Here is a 14,163-nt window from a genome sequence, read left to right on the forward strand (position 1 = left end):
CGGTTGCTCCTAGAAAAATAGCCAGCCTAGAACGGCGAAAAGCGGCAAGAGAATCGCGCCCGACCACGCCATGAAACCGAAGAAACTCGGCATGCGTACGCCGCGCGATTCGGCGATCGCCTTCACCATGAAATTCGGCGCATTGCCGATATACGTGTTCGCGCCCATGAAGACCGCGCCCGCGGAGATGGCGGCGAGCGTCGTGGCGTCGCTGGTCATGAGCGTGCGTGCGTCGCCGCCCGCGAGATTGAAGAAGACGAGGTAGGTCGGTGCGTTGTCGAGAAACGACGACAGAAGACCGGTCGCCCAGAAATACGCGATGTCGACGGGCTTGCCCTGCGCATCCGACACCGCGTGCACGATGCCCGCGAACGCGCCCGATTCACCCGCGCGCAGGATCGTGATGACCGGCGCGATGGTGATGAAGATCGCCGCGAAGAGCTTCGCGACTTCCTCGATGGGCGCCCAGTCGAACGCGTTCCCCGCGCGCGCGCTTTTCGGCGTGAGCGCGAGCGATGCGAGCAGCACGGCGACGAGCAGCACGTCGCGCACGAGATTCTGCAACTGGACATGCGTGCCGAAGATGTCGAACGTGATGCCGGGTTTCCAGATGCCGCTCATCAGCACGAGCACGACGATCGCCGCGAGCAGCGCGAAATTGATCTTGCCGTCGATGCCGAGCGGAGGCGTATCCGGCGTCGGGTCGAGAAACGCGGGCCGCGCGTCGTGCCTGCGCCAGTAGAAACTGTCCAGCACGAAGAACACCGCGAGGAGCACGGCGCAGACGAAGAGCATCGGCAGCGCGAGATGCACGGTAGTCCAGAAGAAGCCGACGCCGTTGAGAAAGCCGAGAAAAAGCGGCGGATCGCCGAGCGGCGTGAGCGAGCCGCCTGCGTTCGCGACGAGAAAGATGAAGAACACGACGACATGCACGACGTGCTTGCGATTGTCGTTCGCGCGCAAAAGCGGACGGATCAGCAGCATGGCCGCGCCCGTCGTGCCCATGACGCTCGCGAGCGCGGTGCCGAGCGCGAGCAGTCCGGTATTGAGATGAGCCGAGCCGTGCAGGTTGCCGCGCACGCAAATGCCGCCCGCGACCGTATACAGCGCTGCGAGCAGAATGATGAACGGCACGTACTCTTCGAGCATCGCGTGGACGAGCACGCTGCCCGCCGTGCCGACACCGAACGCAAGCCCGAACGGCGCGAGGAACGCGATCGCCCACCCCGCCGCGATCTTGCCGAAATGGTGATGCCAAACCTTCGGCGCGACGAGCGGAAACACCGCGATGGAAAGCAGGATGCCGACGAACGGTATGCCCCATGTGGCCGGGAGCGTCGCGCCGTCGAGCGTCGCAGCAGCGGCCGGCGCAGCGATCAGCGCCAGCATCGCGCAAGGCACGTACAAAACCAGACGCCGCATCTGACTCACGCTCCGCGCACGACGATCACATGCACGCGATACGGCCCATGCGCGCCGAGCACGATGGTCTGTTCGATATCGCCGGTGCGCGACGGACCCGACACGACGTTCACCGCGCGCGGCAACTCGCCGCGCTCGGCGCGCATCAACGCGAATGCATCTTCATGCGCGGCGACGATGCGCGACGCCGGCACGATCGCGATATGCGTCTGCGGCAAGAGCGCGCCGGATGCGGGCGTCTGCGCGCCCGAGAGCAGCACGAGCGAACCGGTTTCAGCAGTCGCGCAGAAGCAGCCGGTGATGCCGACGAGATCTTCATCGGCAGGCTTGCGAAACGCCGCCCGAATGCCCGCTTCGGACCAGCGCAGATGAGCAAGCGCGGGCCACGCGACGACATCGACGGGAAGGTTCAGCGACTGGAGATAGCGCACGGCTTCGGCGGGCGCATCGTCGAGCGATTCGACTTCGGCGACGGTCGTGGAAAGACGCTCCGCTTCGAGCGTAAAGCGCGCGATGAGCTCGTCACGCGTCTGAGGCAACGGAGGACGCGGACCCGCCGGATGTCGCTCGACATACTCGTCTGCGCCAGCGCGCTCGGCATCCGTAGCCGTGCCGCGACGGCCCTGCGCGCTGCGAATGCGCGCGAGAATATTGCGGCGCGCGTCCGATGTATCCATGGTGCCGTCCTCGTGTTGGCGTGCTTGAGATTCGTGCGCGCCGCGATGATTTACGACGCGTCCGAATTATAGCGAGCGGCATACACGCACGAACCTCGGCCGAACGGCATAGGCCGAATGGACGAATGCGCGTCGCTCAGTCGTCGCCGACCGGCTGCTCGATGCCGAAGACCTGACGCAGATAAGCGAGATACGCCTTGTCGTCGCACATGTTTTTGCCGGGCGAATCGGAGAGTTTCGCGACCGGCTGACCGTTGCATCGAACCATCTTGATGACGATCTGCAGCGGCTGATAGCCGAGATCGTTGGTGAGATTCGTGCCGACGCCGAACGCGAGCTGGCAACGTCCGCGAAAACGCTCGTACAGCTGCAGCACCTTCGGGATATCGAGCGCGTCGGAGAACACGAGCACTTTGGTGCGCGGGTCGCAGCGGTTTTCTTCGTAATGCCGGATGAGGCGCTCGCCCCAATCGAAGGGATCGCCCGAATCGTGGCGCGCGCCGTCGAACAGCTTGCAGAAGTACATGTCGAAGTCGCGCAGAAACGCCTTCATGCCGTAGACGTCCGACAGCGCGATGCCGAGGTCGCCGCGATATTCCTTCGCCCACATCTCGAAGCCGAAGATCTGCGAGTCGCGCAGACGCGGGCCGAGCGCCTGACACGCCTGCAAGTACTCATGCGCCATCGTGCCGAGCGGCCGCAAGCCGTGCTTCATCGCATAGAAGCAGTTGCTCGTGCCGGCGAACTGCGCACCGAGCTTGTCCTTCAGCGTGAGCACGACTTCCTCGTGCCACTGCCCCGAAAAACGGCGGCGCGTGCCGTAATCGGCGATCTTGCAGTCCGAATATTCGGGTGGCGTGGCGAGCAGCTTGATCTTGTCGCGCAGGCGCTCGCGGCCGGTTTCATACTCGGGCTTGCGCTGCGTGTTGCGGAAATAGACTTCGTTGACGATCGCGAGCACCGGAATCTCGAAGAGAATCGTGTGCAGCCACGGCCCTTCGATCTCGATGTCGATCTCGCCGTTCTTCTTAGGCGACGGCGAAATGCGGATCGACTTTTCATTCAGATGGAAGAGCGCGAGGAAATCGATGAAGTCGCTCTTGATGAAGCGCATGCGCCGCAGATAATCCAGTTCCTCTTCCTTGAAGCGCAGATTGCAAAGCTGGCGCACTTCGTCGCGAATTTCATCGATATACGGCACGAGATCGACATTCGGCGTGCGGCAGCGGAAGCGATATTCGACATGCGCCGCGGGGAAGTGATGCAGCACGACCTGCATCATCGTGAACTTGTAGAGGTCGGTATCGAGCAGCGAATTGATGATCATGGTTCTGACGGGAACATCCACGCGAATGGACCGCGCGCTTTGCCTGCTTGACAGCGCGCAGCCCGAGGCCTTTAGGGTCATGTTACCCGAATGTCCGCGCAGACATGATCCGTGCCCTGCCCTTTTGCGACGCCGCGCATACATACATCACGAATCGATATAAAGAGCGCTTCGCGCGCCGCGCGCCCACTTTTACCGTTACGCTACAATATGCGTTTCGGCAAGCGCACCTTCCGGCCCATGCAGCCGCCAGGGCGCCGCCCCCACGAATTCCGCATGCAGGAGCCTGAATGACTCACGTTGTGACCGAAAGCTGCATCAAGTGCAAGTACACCGATTGCGTGGACGTGTGCCCGGTGGATTGCTTCCGCGAAGGTCCCAACTTTCTCGCGATCGATCCCGACGAGTGCATCGACTGCGCCGTGTGCGTCGCCGAGTGCCCGGTGAACGCTATCTACGCCGAAGAAGATGTGCCTGGCGACCAACAGCACTTCACCGAACTGAACGCTGAACTCGCGCGTAACTGGCCGAGCATCACGAAGACGAAAGGCTCGCTTCCGGAAGCGGACGAGTTCAAGGACGTCAAGGAAAAGCTGAGTCTGCTCGAGCGTTGATTGTTGCGCTCGCCGACGCACGCGCTTCATTTGATTGCAAAAAATGCGTATCAAATGAAGATTGAGCGTTGACACGCCAAAAGCAGCCCCCTATAATTCCGCTTCTCTGCTGTAGATGTTCCCCGATAGCTCAGTCGGTAGAGCGCCGGACTGTTAATCCGTAGGTCCCTGGTTCGAGCCCAGGTCGGGGAGCCAAAAACTCCAGCAAGTCGGTTTCAAAAGAGCTCGGTCAGTTGGCTGAGTTTTTATTTCAGTTGTAGATGTTTCAGTTGTTCCCCGATAGCTCAGTCGGTAGAGCGCCGGACTGTTAATCCGTAGGTCCCTGGTTCGAGCCCAGGTCGGGGAGCCAAAAACTCCAGCAAGTCGGTTTCAAAAGAGCTCGGTCAGTTGGCTGAGTTTTTATTTCAGTTGTAGATGTTTCAGTTGTTCCCCGATAGCTCAGTCGGTAGAGCGCCGGACTGTTAATCCGTAGGTCCCTGGTTCGAGCCCAGGTCGGGGAGCCAAAAGCTTCTGTCAAAAAGCCCAGTCGCATGACTGGGCTTTTTGCTTTGTGCGCTGACTTCATCGCTTCACGCAAGCCACACGACGGTCAGCGAGCGCACGCCCTGCGCGCCGCGAATCAGCACGCCTTCGATATCCGCCGTCGCCGACGGCCCCGTCACGAGTACCGCATATCGCGCCGCTTTGAAATCGTCGCGTCGATACACCTGCTGCAAGCCCTCGACGAGTTGCGCCGGGTCGAGCAGCACGACGAGATGCTGCGACAGATAGCCGATCGCGTTCACGACGTACTCTTCTTCGCTGAACCACACCGAGCCCGTTTCAGCGACGCCGAAGCGCCCTCGCACGATGCCCACATCGACATCCTGAAGCGATGCCGGCACGGTATCGGATGAAAGCGGCCGCGTGCCGTCGACGCCCGGAACCGCCGATGCAATCACCTTCGCATCGGCAAAGCGTGCCGCGATCAGCGCGTTCACGTCTTCGAGACGGGCCGCTTCGACGCATGTGCCGCCCATCGCGGTGAGCGCGGTCGTAAAGCGCGCCTTCAGTTCGCCTTCCGGCGACGGGAACACGGGCACGTCCGGGCGCGGACGCGATGGGGGCTGCGCCGCGCGGATCTTCGAGAGAAAAGCTTCGCGAGTCGTCATTTATCGAGCTTCCGGTTTTTCCTGTACCACTCGTGAAAAGTCTCGGCGGGCGCTTCGGGCAGATCGCGGCCGCGTCCCCAGATATTGAGCGGGTTGTAGAGCACGAAGTTGGGCAGGCGCTTCAACGCGCCGCCGAGCGATGCGACCGTTGCACGATAAAGCGTCGGGCTCGCGAGCAGGCGCCCCGCCATCTTCAGCACTTCCTGCTTCACGAACGGCACTTCGTGCTTCTCGGCGATGACCTCGCGCCACTTGTAGATCTGCTCGTGAATGTTCACCTTCACGGGACAGACATTCGTGCAACTGCCGTTCATCGTCGACGCGAACGGCAGCGCGCTATAGCGCTTCAAATCGTGCGTCGGATTGATGATCGCGCCGATCGGACCGGAGTACGTCCCGCCATACGAAAGCCCGCCGCTTCTGCGATACACCGGACACGTATTCATGCACGCGCCGCAGCGGATGCACTTGAGCGAGTACCAGAAATCGTCCATCGCGAGGCGTTCTGAGCGGCCGTTATCGACGAGGATGAAGTGCATCTCCGTGCCCGGACGCGGCGCGCGAAAATGCGACGTGTACTGCGTGATCGGCGAGCCGAGCGCGCTTCTCGACAACATTCGAACGAACACGCCGAGATCGCTGATCGTCGGAATGATCTTTTCGATGCCGATCGACGCGATATGCAGCGGCGGCACGTTCGCCGAAAGATCCGCGTTGCCCTCGTTCGTGCACACGACGACCGTGCCCGTCTCCGCGACCGCGAAGTTGCAGCCCGTCATGCCCGCCGTCTTCTCGCGCACGAAATACGGCCGCGTGTTCATGCGCTGGCTTTCCGCGAGATAGTGGATGTCGCTGTTCCGCGGATCGGTGCCGATCGTCTTGCCGAACAGTTCGGCCACGTCCGCGCGCAGCTTGTGCACGGCCGGCACGACCATATGGCTCGGATCCTGATGATCGAGTTGCTGGATGCGCTCGCCGAGATCGGTTTCCATCACCGTGATGCCGCGCGGTTCGAGATAGTCGCGCATGTAGCACTCGTCGGTGAGCATCGACTTGCTCTTCACGAGCGACGTCATGCCGCGCTCGCTCATCAGCTTGAAGACGAGCGCGTTGTGCTCCTCGGCGTTCGCCGCGAAATGCACGACGACGCCGTTTTTCTCGGCCTGATCGACGAACTGCGCGATGTAATCGGCGAGATTGGACAGCGTGTGTTCCTTGATCGCCGATGCGAGATTGCGCATCGTCTCCCATTCGGGGATGCCGTGCGCCTGCGCGTCGCGCTTGCTGCGCAAGTCCCACAGACGCTTGTCGTGGAACGCGACGTGATCTGGCTTCTGCAGGAACGCGCCCGCCGCCTTCGCGTGATCGATACGAACGCTTTTGCTCATGCGCGCGCCCCGTTCAGAACCTGCGCGATGTGGATGAACTTCGCATCGGCTTTCATGCGCTCGGCGCAGCCTTGCTGATGCATGAGACACGACATGTCGCCCGACACGATGTACTCCGCGCCCGCGCCGACGTGATCGCGCACCTTGTCCTGACCCATCCGCACGGAGACGGCCTCTTCCGTCACCGAGAACGTGCCGCCGAATCCGCAGCATTCGTCGGGACGCGCGGGCGCGACGAACTCGATACCCCTCACGCGTTCGAGCAGCGTGCGCGGCTTCGAATACGGCGTTCCGGCCACTTCCGAATTCGACGTTTCGCGCAGATGCCGCACCGCGCTGCAACTGTTGTGCAGCCCGACCTTGTGCGGAAATTCGGCCCACGGAAACTCGCGCACCTTCAGCACGTCGTGCAGGAATTCGACGAGCTCGAACGTATTGCGCCGCACCTTCTGCACGGCGCTCGTCTGCTCGATCGCGGTGAAATGCTCGCGTACGTGATGCGTGCAACTCGCCGATGGCCCGACGACATAGTCGTAGTCGGCGAAATTGCGCGCGAACACGCGCTCGGCGCCGGCAGCCTCCTTGTGTGCGCCGCTATTGGCCATCGGCTGGCCGCAACAGGTCTGATCCTGCGGATAGTCGACGTCCACGCCCAGCCGTTCGAGCAGTTCGAGCGTGGCGATGCCGACTTGCGGATAAAAAGCGTCGATGAAACAGGGGACGAACAAGGCGACTTTCATGACGGGTTCGGCGATTTGGTAAGCTTGGTCTGACCAAGACTTTAATGAGATGCCTCTTTCGTGTCAAACTCGGGCATTCCCCGGCTTTCACCTCGCATTCACGTCGAACGATGACTTTCCAGCCCGTCCATGCGCATTCCTACGCCCGCGTGCGTCTCTCCGATGTCGTGTCGGGACAGATCCGGGAATTGATTTCGAACGGCACGCTGCTGCCGGGCCAGCGCCTGCCCGCCGAGCGCGATCTGGCGGAGCAGTTGAACGTGTCGCGTCCGTCGCTGCGGGAGGCGTTGATCCGTCTGGAGTCGGACGGATTCATCCGCGCGGCCGGGCGCGGCGGTTTTGTCGTATCGGATGTGACCGCGCCGCTCGTGTCGCATCCGCTCGCCGCCCTGCTCGAGCAACAGCCGAACGCGAGCGCCGACGTTCTCGAACTTCGCCACGGCCTCGAAACGCTCTCGACCGCCTACGCCGCCGAGCGCGCCACCGACGACGATCTGGCGCGCATCGCCGCTGCCTTCGACGCGCTGCAAAACGCCGTCGCCGAAAAAAGCACGCGCATCGCGGAGAGAGACGCGGCGTTCCATCTCGCCATCGCGGACGCGACGCACAACGTCGCGCTCACGCACGTCATGCACGGACTCAATGAACTGGTGCGCGAATCGATGCTCACGTCGCACCGTCTCGTCGATTACGACGACGAAGTCGAAGCGAACCTGATGACGCAGCATCGCGCGATCTTCGATGCGATCGTAGCGCGCGATCCGGCGCGGGCGCGGGAGTGCGCGGGCGCGCATCTCGATTACGTGCGCACGCTGTATCGCGATGTTCCCGCGAAGAAAAACCGCGCGGCCTGATCCAATCACATTACGAATCTGTAAGCCGCAAGAAAGTGATGATAGGACGTCGCCTACACGCATTTCGGACACGCACGGCTAACGCGGGCGGCGCATCCTCGCGATACTGAAACCGTCGAAAACAACATGCGAAGGAGGACAACATGCCTTATCTACTCGGATGGCTGCTCGGCGTGCCGGTCATCGTGCTGGTGATTCTGTATCTGATCTTTCATTGACCGCATGCGGGCACGAGATGCATCGAAGAGCCAAGGGCGTCGATACAATACGACGCCCTTTCTCTTTTCCGAAGGATGACGATGAACCGCTCCGTCCTCGCGCTCGCCGCATCGCTCGCACTTTTCTCCGGCGCCGGACTCGCGCACGCGGAGGAAATCGCGAGCGTCAACACCAACTTCCGCTTCACCGGATCGGACCGCGTGACCGTCGATGCGTACGACGATCCGCTCGTCCAGGGCGTCACCTGCTATGTGTCCCGCGCGCGCACGGGCGGCGTGAAAGGCACGCTGGGCATCGCCGAAGATCCGACGGAAGCGTCGATCGCGTGCCGCCAGGTCGGGCCGATCAAGATCGCCGAACCGCTCAAGCAGAAAACCGACGTGTTCTCGGCCGGCATGTCCTTCATCTTCAAGACGCTGCATGTGGTGCGCGTCGTCGATACGAAACGCAATACGCTCGTCTATCTGACTTACAGCGACCGCATCGCGACCGGCAGCCCGAAAAACAGCGTGACGGCGGTTCCGATGCCCGAGGGCACGACCATACCGGTGAAGTGACACGCAACTGTCCGGCCGGGCGCGAAGCAAAGTTGTAAACTGGGCGATTCCGCTTATCTCAGAATTGCTCGATCATGCACGCCGACCGTTTCCGCAATGCCGCACGCTACTGGCGCTCGCCGCTCGTGCCGGACGCGGACATGGTCACGGCCGAATACTACGATCACGAATTCTCGCCGCACTGGCATGACGCCTATACGGTGCCCGTGATCGAGGCCGGCGCGGAGTGCTTCGACTATCGCGGCGCGCATCACGTCGCCGAAGCCGGTTCGGTGCCGGTGATCAATCCCGGCGAAGTGCATACCGGCGCGCGGGCCGTCGATGCGGGCTGGCGCTATCGCGTGTTCTATCTGCCGGTGCCGTTCGTCGAAACGCTCGCGCGCGACCTGTCGGGGCGGCCGGAATCGTCGCCGTGGTTTCCGGATGAAATCATCCGCGATCCCGATCTCGCGCGGCGTTTGGAGATCGCGCATCGCCTGCTGGAAAACGGCGCCGACCCGCTCGCCGCGGAACTGGCGCTCGTCGATGCAGTGACGACGCTGCTCGGACGCCACGCGCTCGAACGTCCGCGCATCGCGCCGCTCGCCGCCGACGCGCACCGCGTCACGACGATGAAATCCCGCCTCGCCGAGGATCTCCTCGAACCCGTCACGCTCGCCGAACTCGCGCAGACGGTCGGTCTCTCGACCTTCCACGCGGCGCGCCTCTTCACGCGCGAAACCGGTCTTGCGCCGCATGCGTGGCGCAATCAGCTGCGGATCGTGCGCGCGCTGCCGGCGTTGCGCGCGGGCGCATCCGTGACGGATGTCGCGGCGGCGAGCGGTTTCACGGATCAGAGTCACTTCACGCGCCATTTCAAGCGCACGTTCGGCGTGCCGCCCGGCCGCTGGCGTTAGGCGGTCCGGCCTCGGGAAAGCGCAAGAACGTACAAGCATTCTCATCGACGTTTTGCGTATCCTCGCTTCCATAGGAGGAAATCTTGAAAGCAACACCTTTGCGCGAATTCGCCGCCGGCGCACGCGACACCATCCCGATGATGATCGGCGCCGCGCCCTTCGGCGTGATCTTCGGCACGCTCGTCACCGCAAGTCCGCTCACGCTCTGGCACGGCCAGTTGATGTCGCTCGTCGTGTTCGCGGGCTCGGCGCAGTTCATCGCGGTCGGCCTGATCGCGTCGCACGCGAGCTTCGCCGTCATTCTGGCGACGACGCTCGTCGTCAATCTGCGTCATGTGCTCTATTCCGCGACGCTCGCGCCGTATGTCGCGCATCTGCCGCGCCGCTGGCGCTGGGCGCTCGCGGGCATGCTCACCGACGAAGTTTTCGCCGTCGCCTACGCGCACTATCGGAAGCGCGCGCCGGGCGAGATCGGGCCGCACTACTTCTTCGGCTCCGGCGTCGCGATGTATCTGAACTGGCAGTTGTGGACGCTCCTCGGCCTCTTGTTCGGCGCCGCGTTTCCCGGACTGAAATCGCTCGGGCTCGACTTCGCGATGGTCGCGACGTTCATCGCGATCGTCGTGCCGCAGCTCGTCGCCGTGCGCTTCGTCGCGGCGGCGCTCGCATCGGGCGTGCTGTCCTTCGCGTGGCAAGGCTGGCCGTACAAGCTCGGCCTGCTCGCGGCGGTGTTCGTCGGCGTGGCCGTCGGCATGCTGCTCACGCTGATGGAAAACCGTCCGCAAGCGAAGGGCCACGCGAAACATCGTCTGAAGAACGCGAAGGAGCGCACGCAATGAACTACGTCACGCTGATCTTCGGCATGGCGGCCGTTACGTTCGCGATCCGCGCCGCCGTGTTCGTGCTGGGCGAACGCCTGCCCTTTCCGCCGATCGTCCGCACCGCGCTTTCGTTCGTGCCGGTGACGGTGCTCACCGCGATCATCGTGCCGATGACCGTCTCGCCGCACGGCAACGGCGCCGAAATCACCTGGCGCAATCCGCAGCTCGTGGCTGCGATCGTCGCGATCATCGTTTGCGCGTTCACGAAACGGCCGCTTTTGACGATTGCCGTGTCGCTCGCGGTGTTTTTCGCGTGGCAGTTCGCCGTGCTGCGCTAAACGTTTTCTCTCCATCAGCCGTTAAACGGCTTTCAAAGAGCATCGAAGAATCCTCAAGTTCCTGAAGCGCGCGCCGATAACAGAAACGAATGGACTCCGCCTGAGACGCGGCGCCGACAGCTTTTCCCGCCTTCGGAGATCGAAGGCGGAACCGGGAACCAACATGCGTCAAATCACCTTATCGTTACGCGACGAGACCATCGCTTCGCTGCAGCGCGATTTCGAAGCGTTCACGCGTCTGTCGCTGAAGCTGGATCCGCAATTCGTCACGCCTTCGTTCGAGGACTTCCTGCGCGCGAAGCTCCTGGACAACAACACGCCGCTCACCGAGCAGGCGGTGCAGCGCATGCTCACGCACGGCCAGTACGCGTGGGCGAAGCGCGCGCTCGACAAGGAGTTTCCGGACGTCGTCGAGATCCTGATCCGGCAGGCAGCCGAGCACGGCTTCGCGTTCGCGATCCGCGCGGACTGGACCGCCGAGGATCTCGTCAAGGCGTCGCGCGCGTGGGCGACGGCGATCGTCACCGAAGCGGACGGCGACGTATCGCAAGTCGACATGCTCGCCTCGCAGATCAAATCGGCGGCGGCGGATATTCGCGAAGTCGAGGAAAAGATGCAGACGCCCGCATGGCGTCTCGCCGATTCGCTACGTCAGCGCGTGTATGAAACCAAAATTTCGGTGGAGACGAGCATCGGTTCGACCGCGCGCGAGAAGCTCGGCGAACTGCGCTGCCTGCTGCGGCTCGGCATCTTCTATGGCTCGATCCAGAAGCAGGAAGCGCAGCAAGTGCTGGAATATCTGCGCTCGCTGCGGCCCGAGCTTTTCGTCGAAGAGCCTTACGACGGCTACACACGCTTCGCAGCATGGCTGCGCAGCATCTTCTCGCCGTCGCCGCGCGCGCCGCGTGCATCGCGCGCGCAGCGCTGAGATTCAGGTCAGTCCCACATTCCCTTTAGGCGCGCCGCGATATCGATCTTCGCTTTCGCGGCCGCAGCCAGCCCCGCCGCCGTCGGCGCAGCGGGCGCGATGACGGGCGGCCACGCGGCCGCTTCGAAGTTCTGCATCAGATGCGGCGGAATGAAACGCGTGCGCTGCGCCCATACGTGACGGTCGCCGAGATGCGTCTGGTTGTACACGTAGAAGCGCTGCGGCGTGATGATGTGCAGGTCTTCCTTCGCGCGCGTCATCGCGACGTATAACAGCCGCCGTTCCTCGTCGAGTTCTTCGTCGCTGCCCGTGCCGAGATCGGACGGAATGCAGCCGTCGACGCCGTTCAGCACGAACACGTTGCGCCATTCCTGGCCCTTCGCCGAATGGATCGTCGAGAGAATCAGATAGTCTTCGTCGAGCAGCGGCACGCCGGATTCGTCGCTGGTCGCGTCGGGCGGATCGAGCGTCAGTTCGGTGAGAAAGCGCTCGCGCGTGGGATACGTCGCCGCGATGCTTTCCATCTGCAACACGTCGCCGATGCGGATCGCCGCGTCCTCGTGATTGCGTTCCAGATGCGGCTCGTACCAACGCCGGATCATTTCGAACTCGGCGGGCCAGCCGGAGTCGCGGCCGCAGAGCTTCGCCATCAGGCCGACGAAACGCGGCCAGTCCTCCGACGCGCGCGCGGGCGCCTGAAACGCGGCGATCGCATTCGACGCCACCGCGTCCGGCGCGCTCACGCTGTCGAGCAGGCGCCCGGCGATCGCCGGTCCGACGCCCGGCAACAACTGCGCGACGCGAAAGCCCGCGACGCGATCGCGCGGATTCTCGGCCCAGCGCAACACCGCGAGCACGTCCTTGACATGAACGGAATCGAGAAACTTCAGTCCGCCGAACTTCACGAACGGAATGTTCCGGCGCGTCAATTCGATTTCGAGCGCCGCGCTGTGATGCGCGGCACGAAACAGCACCGCCTGCGCCTTGAGCTTCATGCCGCCTTCGCGCGCTTCGAGCACTTTTTCGACGACATAGCGCGCCTGATCGGCTTCATCGGCGACGGCAACGACGCGCGGCTTTTGCGCCGATGCCTTGTCGGTCCACAGATTCTTCGTGTAGCGCTCGGTCGCGAGGCCGATCACCGCGTTCGACGCTTCGAGAATCGGCAAGGTCGAACGATAGTTGCGGTCGAGCGTGACGGTCGCGGCGGGCGGATCGAAGTGGCCGGGAAAATCGAGGATGTTGCGCACCGTCGCGCCGCGAAACGAGTAGATGGATTGCGCATCGTCGCCGACGACGGTAAGGCCGCGCCCGTCCGGTTTCATCGCGAGAAGAATGGATGCCTGCAGACGGTTCGTGTCCTGATATTCGTCGACGAGAACGTGATCGAAGCGGCTCGCGAGATCGGCGGCAATCGACGGCTCCGCCGCGAGATGCGACCAGTAGAGCAGCAGATCGTCGTAATCGAGCACGCTTTGCGCCTGTTTCGCGCTGACGTACGCGGCGAAGAGGCGCTTCAGGTCCGCTTCCCACTCGCGGCACCACGGATACGACTGATCGAGCACGGTCGCCAGGGACGCGCCGGTGTTGACGACGCGCGAGTAGATCGCGAAGCACGTCGATTTGGCGGGAAAGCGCTTTTCCTTCGACGACAAACCGAGCTCGTGCCGCACGAGGTTCATGAGATCGGCGGAATCCTCGCGATCGTTGATGGTGAACGACGGCGCGAGCCCGACGAGATCGGCGTAATCGCGCAACAGCCGCGCGCCGACGCTATGGAACGTGCCCGACCACGACAAACCCTGCGCGATTGCGCTTCTCGTGCCGAGCGCGTTCATTGCGATGCGCGACACCCGCCGCGTCATTTCGAGCGCCGCGCGGCGCGAAAACGTGAGCAGCAGGATGCGATGCGAATCCGCGCCCTTTACCAGCAGATGCGCGACGCGATGCGCGAGCGTGTTGGTCTTGCCCGATCCCGCGCCCGCGATGACGAGCAGCGGCCCGCCCGCGCGCCCCGGTTCGTCGACGCCGAATTCGACGGCCTGACGCTGCGCCTCGTTGAGCTTCGCGAGATAGTCGGCGACCTGTTTCGTGGTGGATTCGTCGGCGGTGTCGGGGAGCGTGAGCACGGGAGAAAGGCGGCGGGAAATGAGTGACGCACACTGTATATCCATACAACCCGCACGCGCAAGCCTTTGGCTCGACAAGGGTTTTGGCCCCAAATGCAACGA

The 14,163-nt window shown here is 63.1% G+C and carries 14 protein-coding genes and 3 tRNA genes; 10 read left to right on the top strand and 7 right to left on the bottom strand.

The window, feature by feature from the left end:
* Nucleotides 1-9: 9 nt before the first annotated feature.
* The 3 genes from NCS03_RS10245 to pncB form a co-directional block, all read right to left on the bottom strand.
* A complete protein-coding gene (locus tag NCS03_RS10245) occupies nucleotides 10-1,422 on the bottom strand; it encodes a sodium:proton antiporter (RefSeq protein WP_250529122.1) in 1,413 nt (470 codons plus the stop codon).
* A 5-nt stretch (nucleotides 1,423-1,427) separates the two neighbouring features.
* Nucleotides 1,428-2,099 (bottom strand): LutC/YkgG family protein, encoded by a 672-nt coding sequence (locus NCS03_RS10250; protein ID WP_250529123.1) that lies wholly within the window; start codon nucleotides 2,097-2,099, stop codon nucleotides 1,428-1,430.
* A 136-nt stretch (nucleotides 2,100-2,235) separates the two neighbouring features.
* Nucleotides 2,236-3,426, bottom strand: coding sequence for a nicotinate phosphoribosyltransferase (pncB, locus tag NCS03_RS10255; protein ID WP_008342288.1), 1,191 nt, complete (start codon nucleotides 3,424-3,426; stop codon nucleotides 2,236-2,238).
* 290 nt (nucleotides 3,427-3,716) lie between these two features.
* Between pncB and fdxA the strand changes: the two genes are divergently transcribed.
* The 4 genes from fdxA (at nucleotide 3,717) to NCS03_RS10275 (ending at nucleotide 4,543) form a co-directional block, all read left to right on the top strand.
* Nucleotides 3,717-4,040 (top strand): ferredoxin FdxA, encoded by a 324-nt coding sequence (gene fdxA / locus NCS03_RS10260; RefSeq protein ID WP_008342289.1) that lies wholly within the window; start codon nucleotides 3,717-3,719, stop codon nucleotides 4,038-4,040.
* A 119-nt stretch (nucleotides 4,041-4,159) separates the two neighbouring features.
* Nucleotides 4,160-4,235 (top strand) — tRNA-Asn (locus NCS03_RS10265).
* Nucleotides 4,236-4,313: 78 nt separating this feature from the next.
* Nucleotides 4,314-4,389: transfer RNA gene (locus NCS03_RS10270), tRNA-Asn, on the top strand.
* 78 nt (nucleotides 4,390-4,467) lie between these two features.
* A tRNA-Asn gene (locus tag NCS03_RS10275) sits at nucleotides 4,468-4,543 on the top strand.
* 66 nt (nucleotides 4,544-4,609) lie between these two features.
* Here the strand turns inward: NCS03_RS10275 and NCS03_RS10280 are convergent.
* The 3 genes from NCS03_RS10280 to NCS03_RS10290 are packed head-to-tail and all read right to left on the bottom strand — an operon-like array spanning nucleotide 4,610 to nucleotide 7,319.
* Nucleotides 4,610-5,191, bottom strand: a complete 582-nt coding sequence (locus tag NCS03_RS10280) for a LutC/YkgG family protein (RefSeq protein ID WP_250529124.1) — start codon at nucleotides 5,189-5,191, stop codon at nucleotides 4,610-4,612.
* Nucleotides 5,188-6,579, bottom strand: coding sequence for a lactate utilization protein B (locus tag NCS03_RS10285; RefSeq protein ID WP_250434969.1), 1,392 nt, complete (start codon nucleotides 6,577-6,579; stop codon nucleotides 5,188-5,190). The genes NCS03_RS10280 and NCS03_RS10285 overlap by 4 nt, the downstream gene beginning before the upstream one ends.
* Nucleotides 6,576-7,319, bottom strand: a complete 744-nt coding sequence (locus NCS03_RS10290; protein ID WP_034472657.1) for a (Fe-S)-binding protein — start codon at nucleotides 7,317-7,319, stop codon at nucleotides 6,576-6,578. The genes NCS03_RS10285 and NCS03_RS10290 overlap by 4 nt, the downstream gene beginning before the upstream one ends.
* Nucleotides 7,320-7,429: 110 nt before the next feature.
* On the opposite strand from NCS03_RS10290, the gene NCS03_RS10295 reads away from it, so the two are divergent.
* The 6 genes from NCS03_RS10295 (at nucleotide 7,430) to NCS03_RS10320 (ending at nucleotide 11,932) form a co-directional block, all read left to right on the top strand.
* Nucleotides 7,430-8,173, top strand: a complete 744-nt coding sequence (locus tag NCS03_RS10295; RefSeq protein ID WP_034472660.1) for a FadR/GntR family transcriptional regulator — start codon at nucleotides 7,430-7,432, stop codon at nucleotides 8,171-8,173.
* Between the two features lie 299 nt (nucleotides 8,174-8,472).
* Nucleotides 8,473-8,949 (top strand): CreA family protein, encoded by a 477-nt coding sequence (locus NCS03_RS10300; protein WP_008342297.1) that lies wholly within the window; start codon nucleotides 8,473-8,475, stop codon nucleotides 8,947-8,949.
* Nucleotides 8,950-9,023: 74 nt separating this feature from the next.
* Nucleotides 9,024-9,845, top strand: a complete 822-nt coding sequence (locus NCS03_RS10305; RefSeq protein WP_250434971.1) for a helix-turn-helix transcriptional regulator — start codon at nucleotides 9,024-9,026, stop codon at nucleotides 9,843-9,845.
* Nucleotides 9,846-9,982: 137 nt separating this feature from the next.
* Nucleotides 9,983-10,684, top strand: a complete 702-nt coding sequence (locus NCS03_RS10310; RefSeq protein ID WP_085955274.1) for an AzlC family ABC transporter permease — start codon at nucleotides 9,983-9,985, stop codon at nucleotides 10,682-10,684.
* Nucleotides 10,681-11,004 carry an AzlD domain-containing protein gene (locus NCS03_RS10315; protein ID WP_008342300.1) on the top strand — a complete coding sequence of 108 codons (324 nt, stop codon included), beginning with the start codon at nucleotides 10,681-10,683 and terminating at the stop codon, nucleotides 11,002-11,004. The genes NCS03_RS10310 and NCS03_RS10315 overlap by 4 nt, the downstream gene beginning before the upstream one ends.
* A gap of 163 nt (nucleotides 11,005-11,167) precedes the next feature.
* Complete coding sequence (locus NCS03_RS10320; protein WP_008342301.1) at nucleotides 11,168-11,932, top strand: DUF4088 family protein; 765 nt, start codon at nucleotides 11,168-11,170, stop codon at nucleotides 11,930-11,932.
* Between the two features lie 8 nt (nucleotides 11,933-11,940).
* Here the strand turns inward: NCS03_RS10320 and NCS03_RS10325 are convergent, their stop codons facing one another.
* Entirely contained in the window at nucleotides 11,941-14,061 is a 2,121-nt protein-coding gene (locus tag NCS03_RS10325) for an ATP-dependent helicase (RefSeq protein WP_250529125.1), read from the bottom strand.
* Nucleotides 14,062-14,163: the final 102 nt, after the last annotated feature.

This window comes from Caballeronia sp. ATUFL_F1_KS4A (assembly GCF_023630905.1).
Lineage (GTDB): Bacteria > Pseudomonadota > Gammaproteobacteria > Burkholderiales > Burkholderiaceae > Caballeronia > Caballeronia zhejiangensis.